We start from the raw sequence: 16,031 nt of genomic DNA on the forward strand, positions 1-16,031 counted from the left end.
CCGGCCGCAACCCCTCGCCTGGTCACTGTAACGCCGAAGATCGTGAGGAATTACCGACGCGAGTCGGTACTCAGTCGCTCGCGGCGAAGCGAATACAGCGCGATGCCGAGACCAGCCAGGGTGAGGACCGCGGCCAGCAGGTAAACCGACTGCGGCGCACGGTTGATCACCTGCCCACCCAACAGCCCCGCCACCGCGGCAGCCAACTGAAACCCGGACGCGTTGACCGCCACCGCCAGTGTCGGAGCGCTGCTCCCCGCGGCGATAACCCGCGCCTGCATGCCCGGGACGATGCCGAAGGCAAGCATCCCGAGCACGAAAACCAGCCCGATCATCACCGGTTTGACCGGACTGGCCAGCCAAGCCGCCACCAGTGCCACGACCAGCGCGGCGAGCATCCAGACCAGCGACGGCACCAGCGCCTTGTCCGCCCACCGCCCGCCGAGGTAGTTGCCCGCGACCGCGCCGACGCCGTAGAGAACCAGCAGCACCGGGAGAAGCTCGCTGCTGAATCCGCTGACGTCGGTGAGCAACGGCGCGATATAGGTAAAAACGGTCACCACGCCGACGTTGCCGAGCACGGTCAGGCCGATCGCCTGCCAGACGTCGCGATCGGCCAGCACCCGCAGCTCCCCACGCACCGACCCGGCCGCGGGCTGCGCCGGAACGAACCGCAGCACCAGCAGCAACGCGATCCCGCTGACCGCGGCGACCGCTCCGAAAGTCGCCCGCCAGCCAAGATGGTGGCCGAGAACCGTGCCGAGCGGACTGCCCGCGACGATGCCGAGGTTCAACCCCATGGTCACCTTCGCGATGGTCGAAACCGCCTTTCCCGGCGGCGCCATCGACACCACAGTCGCGATCGCGACCGCGAAGAACGTGGCCACCACCAGCCCGGCGACGAATCGGGACACCACCACGAGCGCGTAGCCCGGAGCGATCACCGACCCCAGATTGCCCGCCATGGACACCAAAATCAGCCCAGCGATGAGCGGTTTGCGCGGAACCCGCGCGGTAGCCAGCGTGACCAGCGGCCCGCCGACGATCATCCCGATCGCGTAGGCGGTGACGAGCAACCCAGCCGACCCCACCGAAACCGACAGCCCGGCGGCGACGTCGGGCAGGATGCCCGCGATCACGAACTCGCCGGTGGTGAGGCTGAAAACCACGAGCAGCAAGGAAAAAACCGAGAGCGGCACGGCACCCCACAGTAGTTCTAGTTCGAATGATTTGAATTAGAACTATCACAACTCGAAGCAGTTCCGCTAGACTTGCCGGCATGGCAGGGACTCCGGACCTGGACCGCGACGTATGCAAGCTGGTCCACCACCTCGCGCACACGCTGGACGTCCACGTGCGGCGCGTAGCCGAGCAGATGGGCCTGACGCCGAGCCAGGTGATCGCACTGCGTGAGCTGTCCGAGCCGATCACCGCGCGCGAACTGGCCACCCGGATGGCGTGCGAGGCCTCAAACGCCACCTTCGTCCTGGACCGGCTCGAAGAGCAGGACCTAATCCAGCGCCAGCCGCACCCAGCGGACCGCCGCGCTAAGCAAATCGTGCTCACCCCGGCGGGCAAACGCCGTCGCGCCGAAGCACTGCGCCACCTCGACGCACGCTCCCCGCTGACGCCGCTCAACCCCGCCCAGCAGGAATCCCTGCACGAACTGCTCCGCGCCCTGCTGCCGTCGGACGCTCTGGAAAGCCGACTTTCGTCGGACCGATAGGTCTGGACAACCTCAGGAATGGTCTAGACAATATCTGCTCAGGGGGCCGCGCCAGACCGGAGGAACCGCAATGAAGCGTGCTCGTTTCCTCGTCGTACTCCTGCTAGCCGCAGCCGGACTTGTCGTCGGCGGGCCAGCGCAAGCGGCGAACCTGCTCGCCAACCCCGGTTTCGAAGCCGGTACGACGTCCGGCTGGACCTGCCCCGCAGGCGCGGCCGTCAAGACCCCAGTGCACTCGGGCACCTACGCGCTAGCCGTCAGCCCAGGCGCGTCCGACCAGGGCCAATGCACCCAAACGGTCTCCGTGCGCCCGAACACCACCTACTCGATCTCCGCCTGGGTACAAGGCGCCCCGGTCTACCTAGGCGTCACCGGCGGCTCGTCCACCTGGACTAACGCGTCCACCTACAGCCAGCTTTCGCTGTCCTTCACCACCACCGCGAACCAGACGTCCGCCGAACTGTACCTGCACGGCTGGTACGGCGCAGGCACCTACTACGCCGACGACGTGGTCTTGGACGGCCCCGGCGGCGACACCCCCGGCGCACCCGGCGTCCCCGGGACCCCCACCGCCGGCACCGTCACCGACACCTCAATCGCCCTGAACTGGACCGCGGCCGCAGGCACCGTGACCGGCTACCGCGTCTACGAAGACAGCACCCTGCGCGCCACCGTCACCGGAACCTCCACCACCCTCTCCGGCCTCACCCCCTGCACCTCGCACAGCTATTCGATCACCGCCTACAACGACAAGGCCGAATCCGCCCACACCCCAGCGGTTTCTGTTACTACCAGCGGCTGCACCAGCACCGGCCTGCCGAAACACGCCCTGATCGGCTACGTCCACGCCAGCTTCGCAAACGGTTCGGGCTACCTGAAGCTCGCCGATGTCCCCGCCGCCTGGGACATCATCGACCTAGCCTTCGCCGAACCAACGTCCGTGACCTCAGGCGACATCCGCTTCAACCGCTGCTCAACCACCGAATGCCCCGGCGTGGAAAGCGACGCGGACTTCATCGCCGCGATCCGCGCGAAGCAGGCCCAGGGCAAGAAGGTCCTGATCTCCATCGGCGGCCAAAACGGCGAAGTCCAACTCACGACCACAGCGGCCCGCGACAACTTCGTCAACTCGGTAGCGGCGATCATCGACAAATACGGCCTGGACGGATTGGACGTCGACTTCGAAAGCCAATCCCTGTCCCTGAACTCTGGCGACACGGACTTCCACAACCCGACCACGCCGGTGATCGTCAACCTGATCTCGGCCTTGAAAACGTTGAAAGCCCGCTACGGAGCCAAGTTCGTCCTCACGATGGCCCCCGAAACCTTCTTCGTCCAGGTGGGCTACCAATTCTACGGAGGCGCAGGCGGCGGCGACAGCCGTACCGGCGCCTACCTGCCGGTCATCTACGCTCTACGCGATTCACTCACGGTGCTGCATGTCCAGGACTACAACTCCGGCCCAGTCATGGGATTGGACAACCAGTACCACACCATGGGCGGCGCGGACTTCTTGATCGCCATGACCGACATGCTCAAGTCCGGCTTCAAGGTCGCGAACACCGGACAGACTTTTCCAGGCCTCCGAGAAGACCAAATCGCCGTCGGCATCCCCGCAGCGGTCAGCGCTGGGAACGGCTACGTCTCGCCGGACGAAGTCCACACCGCGGTGAACTGCCTAGCCCACGGAACCGGCTGCGGCTCGTACACGCTGCGAGGAGGGTCGTCGCCTGCCTTGCGGGGGTTGATGACGTGGTCGGTGAACTGGGATCGGTATTACGGGTGGGCTTTCCAGAACGCGCATCGGCCGTTCCTGGATGGGCTCGGATAAAGCCCATTCGACCCTCTTCTTTCCAGAAATTATATCCGCGCGCCGTGTGCCATCGAATGGCAAGCTTTTCAGGCGAGAGGGAACAGCGCCGAGCCAACCAGGCGATGCCCGGCCAAGCGACACTGACCGCGAGAGAGCCGTTCCTCGATCGGGCTCCGCGCACACAGAAGGAAATGTCAACAATTACAATTCGAAGAGCGCATCAAGACCGTCCACGAAGCCCGTGCGCACGCGGAGCCAGGAGCTCGGAGCTCGCCTAACGGGACTCTCGGCAGCGGCAGCGCCGAAGCCGTGCCCGTGAAGAGACCAACTCATCCTATTCGCACATATTTCGAACTCAGATAGCAGCAACTCGAGCAACTGCGACGGTTGACCAGCCTGCCAGGTAGTCAATGCGGCCACCCCGCCTCCTGATCGGGCCGGCCGCTTCTCGGCTTGAGCCCTTGCCATTGCCACCTACCTAGCCATATGCCTGGCGGTTGGCACTTCCCTCGAACTCTGCATAGTTCACGTTGTGGCCTATTGTCAGCGCACCATAGGCGCTGTCGCACCAACGGCCGAACTACTTCTTGGGTTTGACACCGGAAAGCGAATAAAATAACTAATCGCCCACAGCACTACAGTCCGCCGACGCAACCTTCCACACCGTCCTGGCCAGACTTCGCGAACTCTGCGTCCCCGCTCGTGACAGCCACAGCCGACCGCGATCGTGAAAGGACCGGCGTGTCCGCAGATCAACGCGCAGAAGCGGCCGTCAAGCGCTAAGTTCACCCGGTGCCCGACTCACCTAAGAAGGTGCCGCTGACCTCCCACCCCGAGCACGAGCGTCCGCGCGAACGCCTCGTGGCGCTCGGCGCATCGGCCTTGTCGGACGCCGAACTGATCGCAATCCATCTCAGTTCAGGCAGCCAAGGCCAGACTGCGGTCGACCTGGCATCCCGATTGCTGCTCGACTTCGGCGGCGTAGCCGGCCTCGGCCGGGCAGACGTCGACGAACTCGCCAGACATACCGGGGTCGGCATGGCCAAGGCATGCCGCATAGTCGCCGCCTTCGCTCTCTCCGACCGAATGAAGGCGACGATCGACCGACCTATAATACGGACATCAGCCGACATAGCCGCCGTGGCGATCCCTCAGATTGGACGAGCACGAACCGAGCAGGTCTTGCTCGTGCTGGCCGACGGAGCAAACCGGGTAGTCCGCGTCATCCCGGTTGCCACCGGCGGAGCCACGACCAGCATCGTCCCGGTTCGCGAAATCCTCTCCTTGGCCCTCCGCCACGACGCCATCGGCTTCGCAGTAGCCCACAACCACCCCAGCGGCACCCTGGACCCAAGCCAAGCCGACACAGCAGTAACCGTCCGACTCCGCCAGGCATCCATCGATGTTGGCCTACGCTTCTTTGACCATGTAGTAGTGGCCGGAGATCAATGGCGAAGCATCACAGCATCGAGTTGAAAACCTCGTTTCGCGCTGCCGGAAGCAAAGCGGACACTATCTCGCTCTGACGCCGATTAGTGGCATCCGCCGCGGAAACAATTCTCAACATCTCTGCAATTCGACGCTGTTCGGATTTCGAGGGCAGGGATACTTCGAGTTCGAGAAAATCACGCTCCTTCAGTCGATTTCGACTAGTCGGCGTGCTTCCCGTGCTTGCATCATTTACCTGCCTAGTAAATTCATCACTTAGAAGCAGTGCAAGCAGGACCGACGGAATGACACAGTCCTCTGCGATATTGAAGGTTGGAAATTCATTTGACACAACGCCATCCGAATGCGTTGCGATCGCGAACGATTTCTTCCAAGCAAACAACCTGTTGTAAACAAGATCGCCGCGAGCGACCCGGAAGACATCTTTAGCAGCGAGGTACTTGCCCAGTTTAATCTCGCGAGTAAATACTCCGTCGCCGTACCAACGAACACCCTGCAGTTGATATCTTTTATCTGGTTCTACCGATTCCCGCCGCTGCACCCGATTAACTAGTTCGCCGACCGGAGTTCGCACACCTTGCCAATGACCGGACCGAATTTGGTTGAAGAACATCGTTCGATGACGAGCCAACTCTGCCGATTTTATCATCTCGGACCCGACTTGATCGAGATAAGCTGCGATGCGCCGTTGCTTTTCAAGATCCGGCACAGGCGCACAGAATTCAAGCAATTGGCTCGGCTGCAGACGTCGACGGCGGGCATTGGTTCCGGAGCTCAGCCCCCGCAGATTCTCGTGAAACCCTTCCCATGCCACCAGGTGCGCAAGGTAACCAGGATCGAGCTCTGGTCCCGCACGAAATGAGACGAACTCGGGTGACACAAATCGACCATGCAAAGACTTAGGCACAACCGCAAATGCACCTTCCCAAGCCATGAGTTTCGGATAAACAAGGAGATTTTCCTCGACACGATTTAGGGTAGAATATCTTGTATCCGACCCTTTCAGTTCCGACGAAGGAAAAGCTCCGCGACCAAAGCTTCGAACTCCCATCATTTCGTAAATCTCCGCCGGATCGACTGGAACCGATAAATCCACACGCTCTAGCACGTCGCGCAGCGGACGAAGGGTCATGCCGAGAAGTCCTTGATCTCTCGATGAAGTTTCTCCAGCATTGCCAGTAGTTCACGTTCGGTGTCGATTAATTCAGCTACCAGTTCACCAGGTGGTCGATGCGTAAGAGCGTCGGGACTGTTAGGGTTATTGACATTCAGGTCGTATCCACTTGCCACAACATCTGCCGTGGCGACCTTCCAGGCATGCTCGGTCTCAAGCCTGCCCTCCCGACTTGAACCTCCCCACCAGCCTTTGCAGTCGGCGAACTCTTCATACTGCAACGGCTTGGTTTTGGTGTAGTTCTTGCGGCCTTCGGGAAGTGGGTGTTCATAGAACCAGATATGGTCGGACTGCTTGCCATGCTCGAAGAATAAAACGTTGCTGGGAATCAACGTGTACGGCGCGAACACTCCGCTGGGCAGCCGGAATACAGTGTGGAGGTTAAACCTTTCCATGAGGTCGGCCTTGATACGTGCTCCGATGCCCTGGTCGAAGAGGACCGAGTTAGGTACAACTATGCCGCAGCGACCCTTTCGTTTTTCCAGCCTTGCCATGACGGATTGAAGAAACAACCAGACCGTTTCTGATGTTTGTTTTCCTGCAGGAAAGTTCTTTTGAACGCCTTTTTCTTCTTCGCCGCCAAAGGGTGGGTTGGTTAGGATGACGTCCACACCGTCACTGCGCATGGCGGCGATACTATAGGCTAGAGCGTTGGATTGTACGGCTTTGACATGGTCGATGTCATGCAGCAGGAAGTTCATCTCGGACAGCAGGAACGGCATGGACTTCTTCTCGATGCCGCGAATTGAGTTCTTCACCGTTTCCCGATCGACCGCCGTCTCTGCCCTCTTGATCATGTGTTCGTAGGCTTCGATGAGGAACCCACCGGTACCCATAGCCGGGTCCATGACGACCTCACCGACCTGCGGGTCGATCATCTCGGTGATGAAGCGGACTAGTGGGCGGGGTGTGTAGAACTCACCGGAATCGCCTGCCGCGTCACGCATCTCCTTGAGCATCGACTCATACATCACCGCCATGGTGTGCACATCATCGCGATTGGCGAAGTCGACCTTGTCCAGTTGGTTGATCAGCTCGCGAAGCAGGTAGCCGCTCTGCATTCGGTTGGTAATGTTGGCGAAGATCGACGCCAACGTGTCTCTCGGGTCGCCGGCCTTGCCTGAGCCGCGCAGTCCCCGGAGGTGCGGCAAGAGTTGGCTGTTGACGAAGTTCAGCAGCGGCTCGCCGGTCTGGTCCGATTGGGCCCACTCTGACCAGCGATACCGGTCGCTGATAGCCGGCTTATAGCTACGATCGAGTTCCGCGCGGTCCTGCTCGGCCTCGTCGAAGGCACGGAGAAATAGCAGCCACGCCAATTGCGGGAGGCGATCCAACTCGCCGTTCAGCCCGGCATCCTTGCGCATGATGTTGCGCGACTCCTTGATGATCGACTGGAGCCGGGCTTGGGTGGTCTGCGGCTTCTTAGTCCTATTCGCCCGCGTCGCGGTCACGCTAGTAGTCCTCCGTGCTGATGCTGTCGCATATGATCGGCTAATTCTTCCAGTCCTGACATCGCCGCCGAACACCGACACGCTAGCGGGCATCGGTCGAATCGTTGCTCAACTTTTCAGGACGCGGATTCGTCCATATAGATCCACTTTTGCACATCCTCGACGGCTGCGCGGAGACCGCCCGCACCGAGCGCCCGAATGATCTCACGTGGCGAACCGAGCGCGGACAGCGGCGGGATGCGGACCACCTCGGGTGACGTAATTTCGTCGACCCCGTACGCAGCATAGCGGTCCAGCAACGCGGTCAGGACCGCACGCGCCGTGTCCGACAGCGCCGCCAATTCGGCATGGTGCGCCTCCCTGGCCCTACGAGCCCGCTCGGCCCTGGTACGTGCCGGCTGGTTCCACGCGACCTGGACGAGCAGGTCGAGAGGGTCGACGTCTTCCGCACCGGGCGGCAGCAACTCTGCGAAGTCCACTCCGGCCGCGGCCAGGGTGTCGATTACCTCGGCGCGGGACGGCTCGCGCGACCACTGCGCCGCGAGGCCTGCCGGGGTCTCGGCCAGCCGTCTGATCCGGCCGGCGACAAATGTGCCGTACTCGGTGAGCACCAATCGGCCGGTTGAGGTGTCCGGCACCTGCACTGCCTCAGCTACGACGAAGAACGCTCCGTCGTCGACAACGTACTTCTCAAGCCGCCCGGGACCGTCGCCAGCGCTGGGGCCGCCTGCGCCGTCCGGCCGGTCACCGTCCGCACCAGGATTGGTCGGTGTAAACGGCGGCTCAGGCTCAGCGACCTGATCGCCATCTGCTTCGGCAGAGTCTGCGTCTTCGGTGTCGTCGTCCGGATCGTCGTCGGCCTCGTTGATGATACGGACCGGATAACCGTCGAAGTCCGGGTCGGCGAAATGCTGAGTGGCACCGACGAAGTCAACGATTTCGAACGACTTCTTGCCCTTGTCCGGGTAAAGTCGAGTTCCCCGGCCGACGATCTGTTTGAACTCCACGGGCGATCCAACCGGACGGAAGATCACCACGTACCGAAGATCCTCGATATCGATACCTGTGGACAGCAGCCTCGACGTGGTCACCACCACTGGCGACGAACGTTCCGGGTCAGTGAAATTCTCCAGCAGCCGCTTCTTTTCGCCCTCTGCACCGACGATCCGCACCACCCACTCTGGATCATCACCCACCAGGTCGCGGTTGGCGTTGACCATGGCCCGACGCATGTCGTCCGCGTGTTGCTGATCGACACAGAAGATGATCATGCGCGCCATGGGGTCGCGCCGAAGTAGGCGAGAAAGCCGCCGTGCGGCAAGATCCGTTCGGGCGAGGAGCCTGATGACGCGTTCGTAGTCACGGGTGCCGTATACTCCCTCCGGGATCTCCCTGCCGAACCGGTCACGCTGCCCCTGCGTAGGCTCCCAGCCGTCGGCGTCCGGGCTGAGCACGACCCGCCGCACCCGGTACGGCGCGAGGAACCCGTCCGCGATTCCCTGTCGCAGCGAGTACGAGAAAACCGGGTCGCCAAAATAGTCGTAGGTGTTGACCGTGTCGGTCTGCTTTGGTGTCGCAGTGAGCCCGACCTGAACCGAATCCGTGAAATGCTCGAGGATGTGCCGCCAAGACGAGTTCTCTGCAGCGCTACCTCGATGGCATTCATCGACGATGACCAGGTCGAAGAAGTCCGCCGGGTAATCCCGAAACAGCTTCTCCTCTTCTTTTCCGCCGGACATCGCCTGATAGGTGGCGAAGTAGATCTCCCGGGCCCGGTTAACACCACCGGCGACACGCCACAACGGTTCTCCACCGAAAGCGGTCGAGAAGTCCTTTCGTTGTGGCTGGTCGACAAGGGCGTCCCGATCGGCTAGGTAGAGCACCCGATAGTTGCGTTCCGGAGTGACGAGCTTCGCGTGTCTCCGAAGCTTCTGCACGATCTGCATGGCTGTGAACGTCTTGCCCGTCCCGGTCGCCATCAGCAACAAGATCCGGTGCTCGCCCCGCGCCATCGCGGCGAGCACGCGATGGACGGCGACCGTCTGATACCACCGCGGCTGGATGACGTCGCCCGCGGCGGTGCGCTTGTTCCGATTGAACTCCTGACGCAGCAGCGTCTGGCCGGAGCCGTCGAGTCCACGCCACGCGGTGTAACGACTCCAGAGCTCGGGCGGCGTCATAAAGGAATCAACACGCTGCTCGGTCCCCGCTACCATGTCCCGCTCGATAATCTCGCGCCCGTTGCTCGCGTAGGCGATCGGGACGTCGACCTGCTGTGCATATCGAACGGCTTGCTGCAGCCCCTCCGCTGCCTCCCTGTAGGCACGCTTGGCCTCGAGGACCGCAACCGGCAATCCCGGCACGATCTCAAGGACGTAGTCGACGCGTCCATGACCGAGGTCGCGTTCGACGCCGCCTAACGAGATCACCCGCTGGGCGGTCACGGGGTACTGGGAGCGGATTTGTTCCTCAGCCCAACCAACCTTGGCAAGCGCGGGCAGAATCGACTCACGGCAAGTGTCGTCCTCAAGCGGTCCCCAAGTCATGGAGAGCAATTTACCTCCAAAGACTGACACTTCCAGTGCCGTATCCAGTCCGTGACGCGGAGCAGGAAACCGAGAACGACTTCGACTACCTCTTTCGAGGGATCGATGTCGGAGTCGTTGGCGTGATGTTCGCACTGGCGGCCGCGAGGCTACGCCACCTGCTACAGCTGCCGTGGACACGCGGACACCATGCCCGACCGAGTGCCGCAGGTTCGCGCGCAACCGAACCTGCCCATCTAGTTCCTCTAATGCCAGGCGTATGCAATGCGACCTGGAGGCAGGCGGCGATGGACTCGTCACGATGGAGCCCGCGATCGGCGGACTACCGGCACCTCTGCGGATCACCATCGCATGTCGGCGTTCGTTGTCAGGTGACGGTCAGTACGCGTGAGCCCGTGGCCCCGTATATGTTATCAAGCTCCACACCATTCAGGCGGTCGTGACTGGCGCGCTTCGCAGCCAAGTCATCATCGAACAATGGCGAACTGCTGAGGGGCGTGTCCCGATCTCGGCCCGGAACGCAAGGGGGATCATGGTTGCAGCGACCGTCTCTTCAGGAGCAGGACCGATCATGGGTGCGAGAAAACACCGAAAATGACCGGTGCACCGATGCCAACTCCAACGATAGCCGACGGCGACGCATCACTACTGATGAACTCCCGGCCGCTGATACACTTGGCATCAGCTTCTGAGCAATCCTGCAGCTAACCGCGTACCAGAACCGCTCAAATCTCAGGTGTGGAGCTGAGGGGAATCGAACCCCTGACCTTCTCGATGCGAACGAGACGCGCTACCAACTGCGCTACAGCCCCTCAGGAGCGTGAGCCCCTGTTGTTCAGTGCTTGGAAAGCTTAGCAGCGCCCTCCAAGCGCCAAACAACGGGGGGTCACTCTCCCACCGCCCGGCGGTACGGGCTCGCGCTGGGCTCGGCGAGTTCCTCGAAAGCGGGGTCCTCGTCGTCCAGATCCACGACGACCGCCTGCCTGCGGATGCGGGACATCGGGGACGGTTTGCGCTCCACGATGTCGCGCGGCACCTCGGGGGCGACGACCTCGACGTCCTCCTCTTCCTTCGCGAAAGAGTCGTACGCCTCGGGCGCAGCGGGTGCCGTCGTCGCGTAGCGGGCCATTCGGCGCTGGCGGATCTCGTTCTCGATGCGGACCTGACGGCGGAGGTAGACGAGGTACCCGACGAGGGCGAGGTCGACCGCACCGTGCACCCACCACGCGAGCGAGAACGCGAATCCGGCGATCAGAGCCGTGAGGACAGCGGCGATCAGCAGGATCACGACCACTCGCTGACGGAACGCGTACTTGGCCCGGGCGGCGATCTCCGCGGCCTCCGGGTCGAAGCCGCCTCGGCCGGGCCGGTAGCTGCGGCGTTCGCGGCGCGGCGCGGCGGCACGTTCGGCGCGCGCGGGCTGCGGGAGCGGCTCCGGTTCGGGTTCGGGCTCGGCTTCCAGGTCAGCGTCGAGTTCCGCCTCGAGTTCGGCGAGATCATCCTCTACCGAAGGATTCGCATGGTCGGACACGGCGTCGTCCTCCTGTCCCTCGTTGCGAGCACTGCCCCTTCGCACTACCCGGGCGGCCAGCGCGGAGGTAGGCGTCCGCGCGACTTGCTGGCGTTTGCGAGCCACCATGGGCACGAGAACGACGAGCCATGCCGCGGCGAGCGCGACGATGATCACCGAACTGGGCATCTCCCGTCACCTCCCCCGATCCTCTGCTGTAGTCACGCTAGCCACAACAGTCACACAGGAGGCGCAGACTCGCCGGGTTCGATCACGAAAATGCATCACCGCATTAGGTGAATCTCACAGGATGTGGTAACGCGTGATCGGGGAGGGACGCGTAGTCACCGTCAGACCCGTTCGGCGCGCCCCGAGGCCACAAGCCGGGACACCAGGCCGTCGCCGGTCTCCTCTTTCGTCACGGCGAAACAGAGGTGGTCACGCCAGGCGCCTGCGACGTCGAGGTATCGCTCGAAGAGCCCTTCCTGCCGATATCCGGCCTTGGTGAGCACGCGGATGCTGGCGTTGTTCTCCGGCCGCACGGTCGCTTCCAGCCGGTGCAGTCCGGCGGCATCGAAAGCGTGATCTGTCACGAGTGCGACGGCCGCGGTGGCCACGCCGCCCCGGACGATCTCGGACGACACCCAATACCCGATCCAGGCCGACCGGAGCGCGGCGCGGATCACATTACCGACAGTAATCTGCCCGGCGAACTTTCCATCCACCGTGATCGTGAACGGCAGGCATTGGCCCCGCCGCGCCAGCCCGCGCAGCGCCGCCCACTGCGACGGCCACGACCAGAACGCGTTGCGGTCGGCCCAGGACCCGATCCCGGTCGGCTCCCACTCCTCGAGGTGCTCGCGGTCGCGCAGCCGGACGCGGCTCCACTCGCCGGCGTCGCGCAGCCGAACCGGGCGCACGGCGAGCACGCCTGCCGGGATCCGCAGGGGGCCGAGCGTGGCGGGCCAGCCGGGGTGCCGGTTTTCGACCGAGTCGGCGAGTGCGGCCACGGATCAGGCGCGCTGGGCAAGGAAGGTGACCTTGACCTGGTCGCCCGCGGCCACCTCGGTAAGGTCCTCCTCGACGGTGATGAGGCAGTTAGCCTCGGCCAGCGACGCCAGCAGGTGCGCGCCCGACGTGCCGAGCGGCTGCACCAGGTACTCGCCGTTCGCCTCGTCGCGCAGCAGTTGACCACGCAGGTAGCCGCGGCGGCCCTTCGTCGAGGTGATCGACGACAGCAGCCGCGCCCCGACCACCCGGCGGTGCGGGTTGCGGGTGCCGCGCGCGGTGCGGATCAGCGGCCGCACCAGCACCTCGAACACCACGAGCGCGCTCATCGGGTTGCCCGGGATGAGGAACGTCGGCACCGAGTCCGGGCCGAGCCTGCCGAAGCCCTGCACCGACCCGGGGTGCATCGCGACCCTGGTCAGGTCGATGTGCCCGAGGTCGGACAGCGCGGCGTGCACCTCGTCGCCGGAGGACCCGCCTGCCCCGCCCGCGACGACCACGATCTCGGACATCAGCAGCCGTCCTTCGACGACCTCGCGCAGCCGCTTCGGGTCGCCCGGCACGATGCCGACCCGGCTCACCTCGGCACCAGCGTCGCGCGCGGCCGCGGCCAGCGCGTACGAGTTGACGTCGTAGACCTGGCCGACCGACGGCGTGCGGTCGATGTCCACCAGCTCGTCGCCGACCGACACGATCGACACTCGCGGCCGCGGGTAGACCAGCACCTTCGCGCGGCCCACCGCGGCCAGCAGCCCGACCTGCGCGGAGCCGATGGTGTCGCCCTTGCGCACCGCGACGTCGCCGATCTGCACGTCCTCGCCGGCCCGGCGCACGTAGCCGGCGGACGGCACGGACCGGTTGATCGTGACCTTGGCCTGGTGGCCGTCGGTGTAAGCGGTCGGGACGACGGCGTCCGCGAGCGTGGGCAGCGGCGCGCCGGTGTCGACCCGCACTGCCTGGCCAGGCTGCAGCCGTCGCGGCTGCCGCGAGCCAGCCGGGATTTCGCCGACGACCGGCAGCTGGACCGGTTCCTGTCCAGCGGTCTGCACGTCGACGCTCCGGACGGCGTATCCGTCCACCGCCGCCTGGTCGAACCCGGGCAGCGCGTGCTCGGCGACGACTTCCTCCGCGCAGAGCAGGCCCTGCGCTTCGGAGATCGCGACGCGCACCGGCCGCGGGCGCACGGCGGCTTCGAGGGTCAGCGCGATCTGCTCGTCGACCGAGCGGAAATCTCCGGATTCAGTGGATTCTTCCGCCGGGGCAATGGTTCCTGCCGATTCCGCCGCCGCGACCGCCTGAATCACCGGTTCGGTCAGGTCCTCGGCCGGGGTTGCGGGGGTGGCGTCGAGGGAGTCCGTCATGGGCGATCGTTTCCGATCCGTTCGGTCAGCCAGGTGCGCAGCGACGGCCCATAATCCGGGTCCTCGAGCGCGAAATCGACGGCGGCGCGCAGGAATCCGCCCGGGTTGCCCAGGTCGTGCCGCCCGCCGCGGTGGACGACGATGTGCACCGGATGCCCCTCCTGGATCAGCAGGGCGACGGCGTCGGTGAGCTGCAGTTCGCCGCCCGCGCCGGGTTCGATCCGGCGCAGCGCGTCGAAAATCGCCCGGTCGAGCAGGTACCGCCCGGCCGCGGCGTAGGTCGAGGGCGCGTCCTCCGGCTTGGGCTTCTCGACCATGCCGTGGACCTGCTTGACGTCCGGGTCGTCGGTCTCGGTGACGTCGAAGACGCCGTACGGGGAGATCTGTTCCTTCGGGATGTCGAAGGCGCAGAGCACGCTTCCGCCGTGCTGAGCGCGGACGGCCGACATCCGGTCGAGAACCCCGGCGGGCAACACGAGGTCGTCGGGCAGAAGCACGGCGACAGCGGTGTCCTCGTCGGTGAGGTTCGGTTCGGCCTGCGCGACAGCGTGCCCGAGCCCGAGGGCCTGTTCCTGGATCGCGACCTCGACGTCCAGCAGTTCCGGCCCGCGGCGGACCTTCGCCAGCAGCTCGGTCTTGCCCTTGTCCTCGAGCGTCTTCTCCAGGTCCGGCTTCGCCTCGAAGTACCGGACGACGGCTTCCTTGCCCGGCGAGGTGACGATCACCAGCCGCGTCGCGCCCGCACTCGCCGCCTCGGCCGCGACGATCTCGATCCCCGGCGTGTCGACCACCGGCAGCAGCTCTTTGGGCACCGCTTTCGTCGTCGGCAGGAATCGCGTGCCGAGGCCTGCGGCAGGCACGATTGCGGTTCTGAAGGTCTGGGTGGTTGAGGCGCCCGTCATGGGCGCAAAGCCTAACCTGGTCTCATGCACGAGCCGGGCAATGAGACCCCGAGCAAGGCGGAGTGGCGGACCCAAATCCTTCGCGCCCGCGCCGAACTGCCCCCCGAAGTTCACGCTCGCGAGGCAGCCGCCCTGGCGACCGCGGCGTCGTCAATCCACGCGGCAACGGTGTGCGCGTACCTCCCTTTCGGCACCGAGCCCGGCCAAATCTCGCTGGTTGACGCCCTGGCCGCGACGTGCGCTCGCGTCCTGCTGCCAGTCATCCCGGACACGCCCGGCCCGCTCGACTGGGCCGAGTACACCGGCCCGGACGCCCTGATCCCCGGACGCTTGCGTGGCGTCCTGGAACCATCCGGCCCACGCCTGGGCACCGCCGCGGTGGCGTCGGCACAGGTGCTGCTGATCCCAGCCCTGGCCGTCGACCGCCACGGCACCCGCCTCGGCCGCGGAGCCGGCTACTACGACCGCACCCTGACCGCCGCGGCTGACACCGCCCGCGTGGCTGTGGTGCGCGCGGAGGAGGTCGTCGACCGTCTCCCGGCCGAACCTCACGACGTGCCCATGACCGCCGTCCTGACGCCCTCCGGCCTCATCCAGCTGCCGACCGCCGCCGCGGCCCGCTGAGAGGGCTGAGGGAGTGGTCAAGACCACTCGATCGGCCCGCCGAGTTCAGTGTCGCCACCAGGGCCGATCGGCCGCTGCTACGACGGCCTCCAGCCGATGACCGACGAAGGCCCAGCCGATGCCCGCGGTCCGACCCGAGTGCCTCGGCGATCCGACCACAGCTCCGCACCGAAGCCAGCCGCGTCCCTCGGCGACGGCCACACCGCCAGCCTCCGCCAACGCACCGCGCTCACCCTGGCTCGCCATCCCCAGCCGCCAGGTCGCTTGCCACACGGTCAGCCACACACGCCGCCAGCTCCGCCCAGCCCTCTCGCCTCAGCGTCCAGCCACGAACCACACCAACCGCCCAAGCCGCGCATCCACGCCCACTCCGCGCCAGCGACCACACCGGCAGCCGCCAAAACCGACCGACGCAAGCCCGCCCATGGACACCGCCAGGCCCCGCCAACGAGCCCACCAACGGCCCA

General features: G+C 64.7%; 12 protein-coding genes and 1 tRNA gene. 4 read left to right on the forward strand and 9 right to left on the reverse strand.

All coding sequences use genetic code 11. The annotated features are described in order from the left end of the window. Window positions 1-50: 50 nt before the first annotated feature. Window positions 51-1,199 carry an MFS transporter gene (locus tag ACZ63D_RS37430; protein WP_465359057.1) on the reverse strand — a complete coding sequence of 383 codons (1,149 nt, stop codon included), beginning with the start codon at window positions 1,197-1,199 and terminating at the stop codon, window positions 51-53. An 80-nt stretch (window positions 1,200-1,279) separates the two neighbouring features. On the opposite strand from ACZ63D_RS37430, the gene ACZ63D_RS37435 reads away from it, so the two are divergent. The 3 genes from ACZ63D_RS37435 to ACZ63D_RS37445 all read left to right on the forward strand — a co-directional run bounded on the left by ACZ63D_RS37435 (window position 1,280) and on the right by ACZ63D_RS37445 (window position 5,015). Beyond that, window positions 1,280-1,726: a MarR family winged helix-turn-helix transcriptional regulator gene (locus tag ACZ63D_RS37435; RefSeq protein WP_465359058.1), complete on the forward strand. Its 447-nt coding sequence runs from the start codon at window positions 1,280-1,282 to the stop codon at window positions 1,724-1,726. 70 nt (window positions 1,727-1,796) lie between these two features. After that, window positions 1,797-3,557, forward strand: a complete 1,761-nt coding sequence (locus ACZ63D_RS37440; RefSeq protein ID WP_465359059.1) for a chitinase — start codon at window positions 1,797-1,799, stop codon at window positions 3,555-3,557. Between the two features lie 774 nt (window positions 3,558-4,331). Then, window positions 4,332-5,015, forward strand: coding sequence for a JAB domain-containing protein (locus ACZ63D_RS37445; RefSeq protein ID WP_465359060.1), 684 nt, complete (start codon window positions 4,332-4,334; stop codon window positions 5,013-5,015). Here the strand turns inward: ACZ63D_RS37445 and ACZ63D_RS37450 are convergent. The 8 genes from ACZ63D_RS37450 to ACZ63D_RS37485 form a co-directional block, all read right to left on the reverse strand. Continuing rightward, a complete protein-coding gene (locus ACZ63D_RS37450) occupies window positions 4,999-6,120 on the reverse strand; it encodes a restriction endonuclease subunit S (RefSeq protein WP_465359061.1) in 1,122 nt (373 codons plus the stop codon). The two genes, ACZ63D_RS37445 and ACZ63D_RS37450, sit on opposite strands and share 17 nt — an antisense overlap. Further along, window positions 6,117-7,613, reverse strand: a complete 1,497-nt coding sequence (locus tag ACZ63D_RS37455; protein WP_465359062.1) for a class I SAM-dependent DNA methyltransferase — start codon at window positions 7,611-7,613, stop codon at window positions 6,117-6,119. The genes ACZ63D_RS37450 and ACZ63D_RS37455 overlap by 4 nt, the downstream gene beginning before the upstream one ends. A 116-nt stretch (window positions 7,614-7,729) precedes the next feature. Next, the gene (gene hsdR, locus ACZ63D_RS37460) at window positions 7,730-10,159 is read right to left on the reverse strand and encodes an EcoAI/FtnUII family type I restriction enzme subunit R (RefSeq protein WP_465359063.1); all 2,430 of its coding nucleotides are present in this window, start codon (window positions 10,157-10,159) and stop codon (window positions 7,730-7,732) included. A 739-nt stretch (window positions 10,160-10,898) separates the two neighbouring features. Next, window positions 10,899-10,971 (reverse strand) — tRNA-Ala (locus tag ACZ63D_RS37465). Window positions 10,972-11,045: 74 nt separating this feature from the next. Continuing rightward, entirely contained in the window at window positions 11,046-11,858 is an 813-nt protein-coding gene (gene sepX, locus ACZ63D_RS37470; protein WP_465359064.1) for a divisome protein SepX/GlpR, read from the reverse strand. 161 nt (window positions 11,859-12,019) lie between these two features. Next, complete coding sequence (locus ACZ63D_RS37475) at window positions 12,020-12,679, reverse strand: GNAT family N-acetyltransferase (RefSeq protein WP_465359065.1); 660 nt, start codon at window positions 12,677-12,679, stop codon at window positions 12,020-12,022. Between the two features lie 3 nt (window positions 12,680-12,682). After that, window positions 12,683-14,038, reverse strand: coding sequence for a molybdotransferase-like divisome protein Glp (gene glp / locus ACZ63D_RS37480; RefSeq protein ID WP_465359066.1), 1,356 nt, complete (start codon window positions 14,036-14,038; stop codon window positions 12,683-12,685). Beyond that, complete coding sequence (locus ACZ63D_RS37485; RefSeq protein ID WP_465359067.1) at window positions 14,035-14,940, reverse strand: UTP--glucose-1-phosphate uridylyltransferase; 906 nt, start codon at window positions 14,938-14,940, stop codon at window positions 14,035-14,037. Before ACZ63D_RS37485 ends, glp begins: the two co-directional genes overlap by 4 nt. A gap of 24 nt (window positions 14,941-14,964) precedes the next feature. On the opposite strand from ACZ63D_RS37485, the gene ACZ63D_RS37490 reads away from it, so the two are divergent. Then, entirely contained in the window at window positions 14,965-15,564 is a 600-nt protein-coding gene (locus tag ACZ63D_RS37490; RefSeq protein ID WP_465359068.1) for a 5-formyltetrahydrofolate cyclo-ligase, read from the forward strand. Window positions 15,565-16,031 lie beyond the last annotated feature (467 nt).

The sequence above is a fragment of the Amycolatopsis sp. NPDC104775 genome (assembly GCF_055583325.1).

Bases quoted from the DNA above. Each gene is read 5' to 3' on its own strand.
- ACZ63D_RS37435 (WP_465359058.1), top strand. From the start codon at position 1,280: ATGGCAGGGACTCCGGACCTGGACCGCGACGTATGCAAGCTGGTCCAC.
- ACZ63D_RS37450 (WP_465359061.1), bottom strand. From the start codon at position 6,120: ATGACCCTTCGTCCGCTGCGCGACGTGCTAGAGCGTGTGGATTTATCG.
- hsdR (WP_465359063.1), bottom strand. From the start codon at position 10,159: ATGACTTGGGGACCGCTTGAGGACGACACTTGCCGTGAGTCGATTCTG.
- ACZ63D_RS37490 (WP_465359068.1), top strand. From the start codon at position 14,965: ATGCACGAGCCGGGCAATGAGACCCCGAGCAAGGCGGAGTGGCGGACC.
- glp (WP_465359066.1), bottom strand. From the start codon at position 14,038: ATGACGGACTCCCTCGACGCCACCCCCGCAACCCCGGCCGAGGACCTG.
- sepX (WP_465359064.1), bottom strand. From the start codon at position 11,858: ATGCCCAGTTCGGTGATCATCGTCGCGCTCGCCGCGGCATGGCTCGTC.
- ACZ63D_RS37485 (WP_465359067.1), bottom strand. From the start codon at position 14,940: ATGACGGGCGCCTCAACCACCCAGACCTTCAGAACCGCAATCGTGCCT.
- ACZ63D_RS37440 (WP_465359059.1), top strand. From the start codon at position 1,797: ATGAAGCGTGCTCGTTTCCTCGTCGTACTCCTGCTAGCCGCAGCCGGA.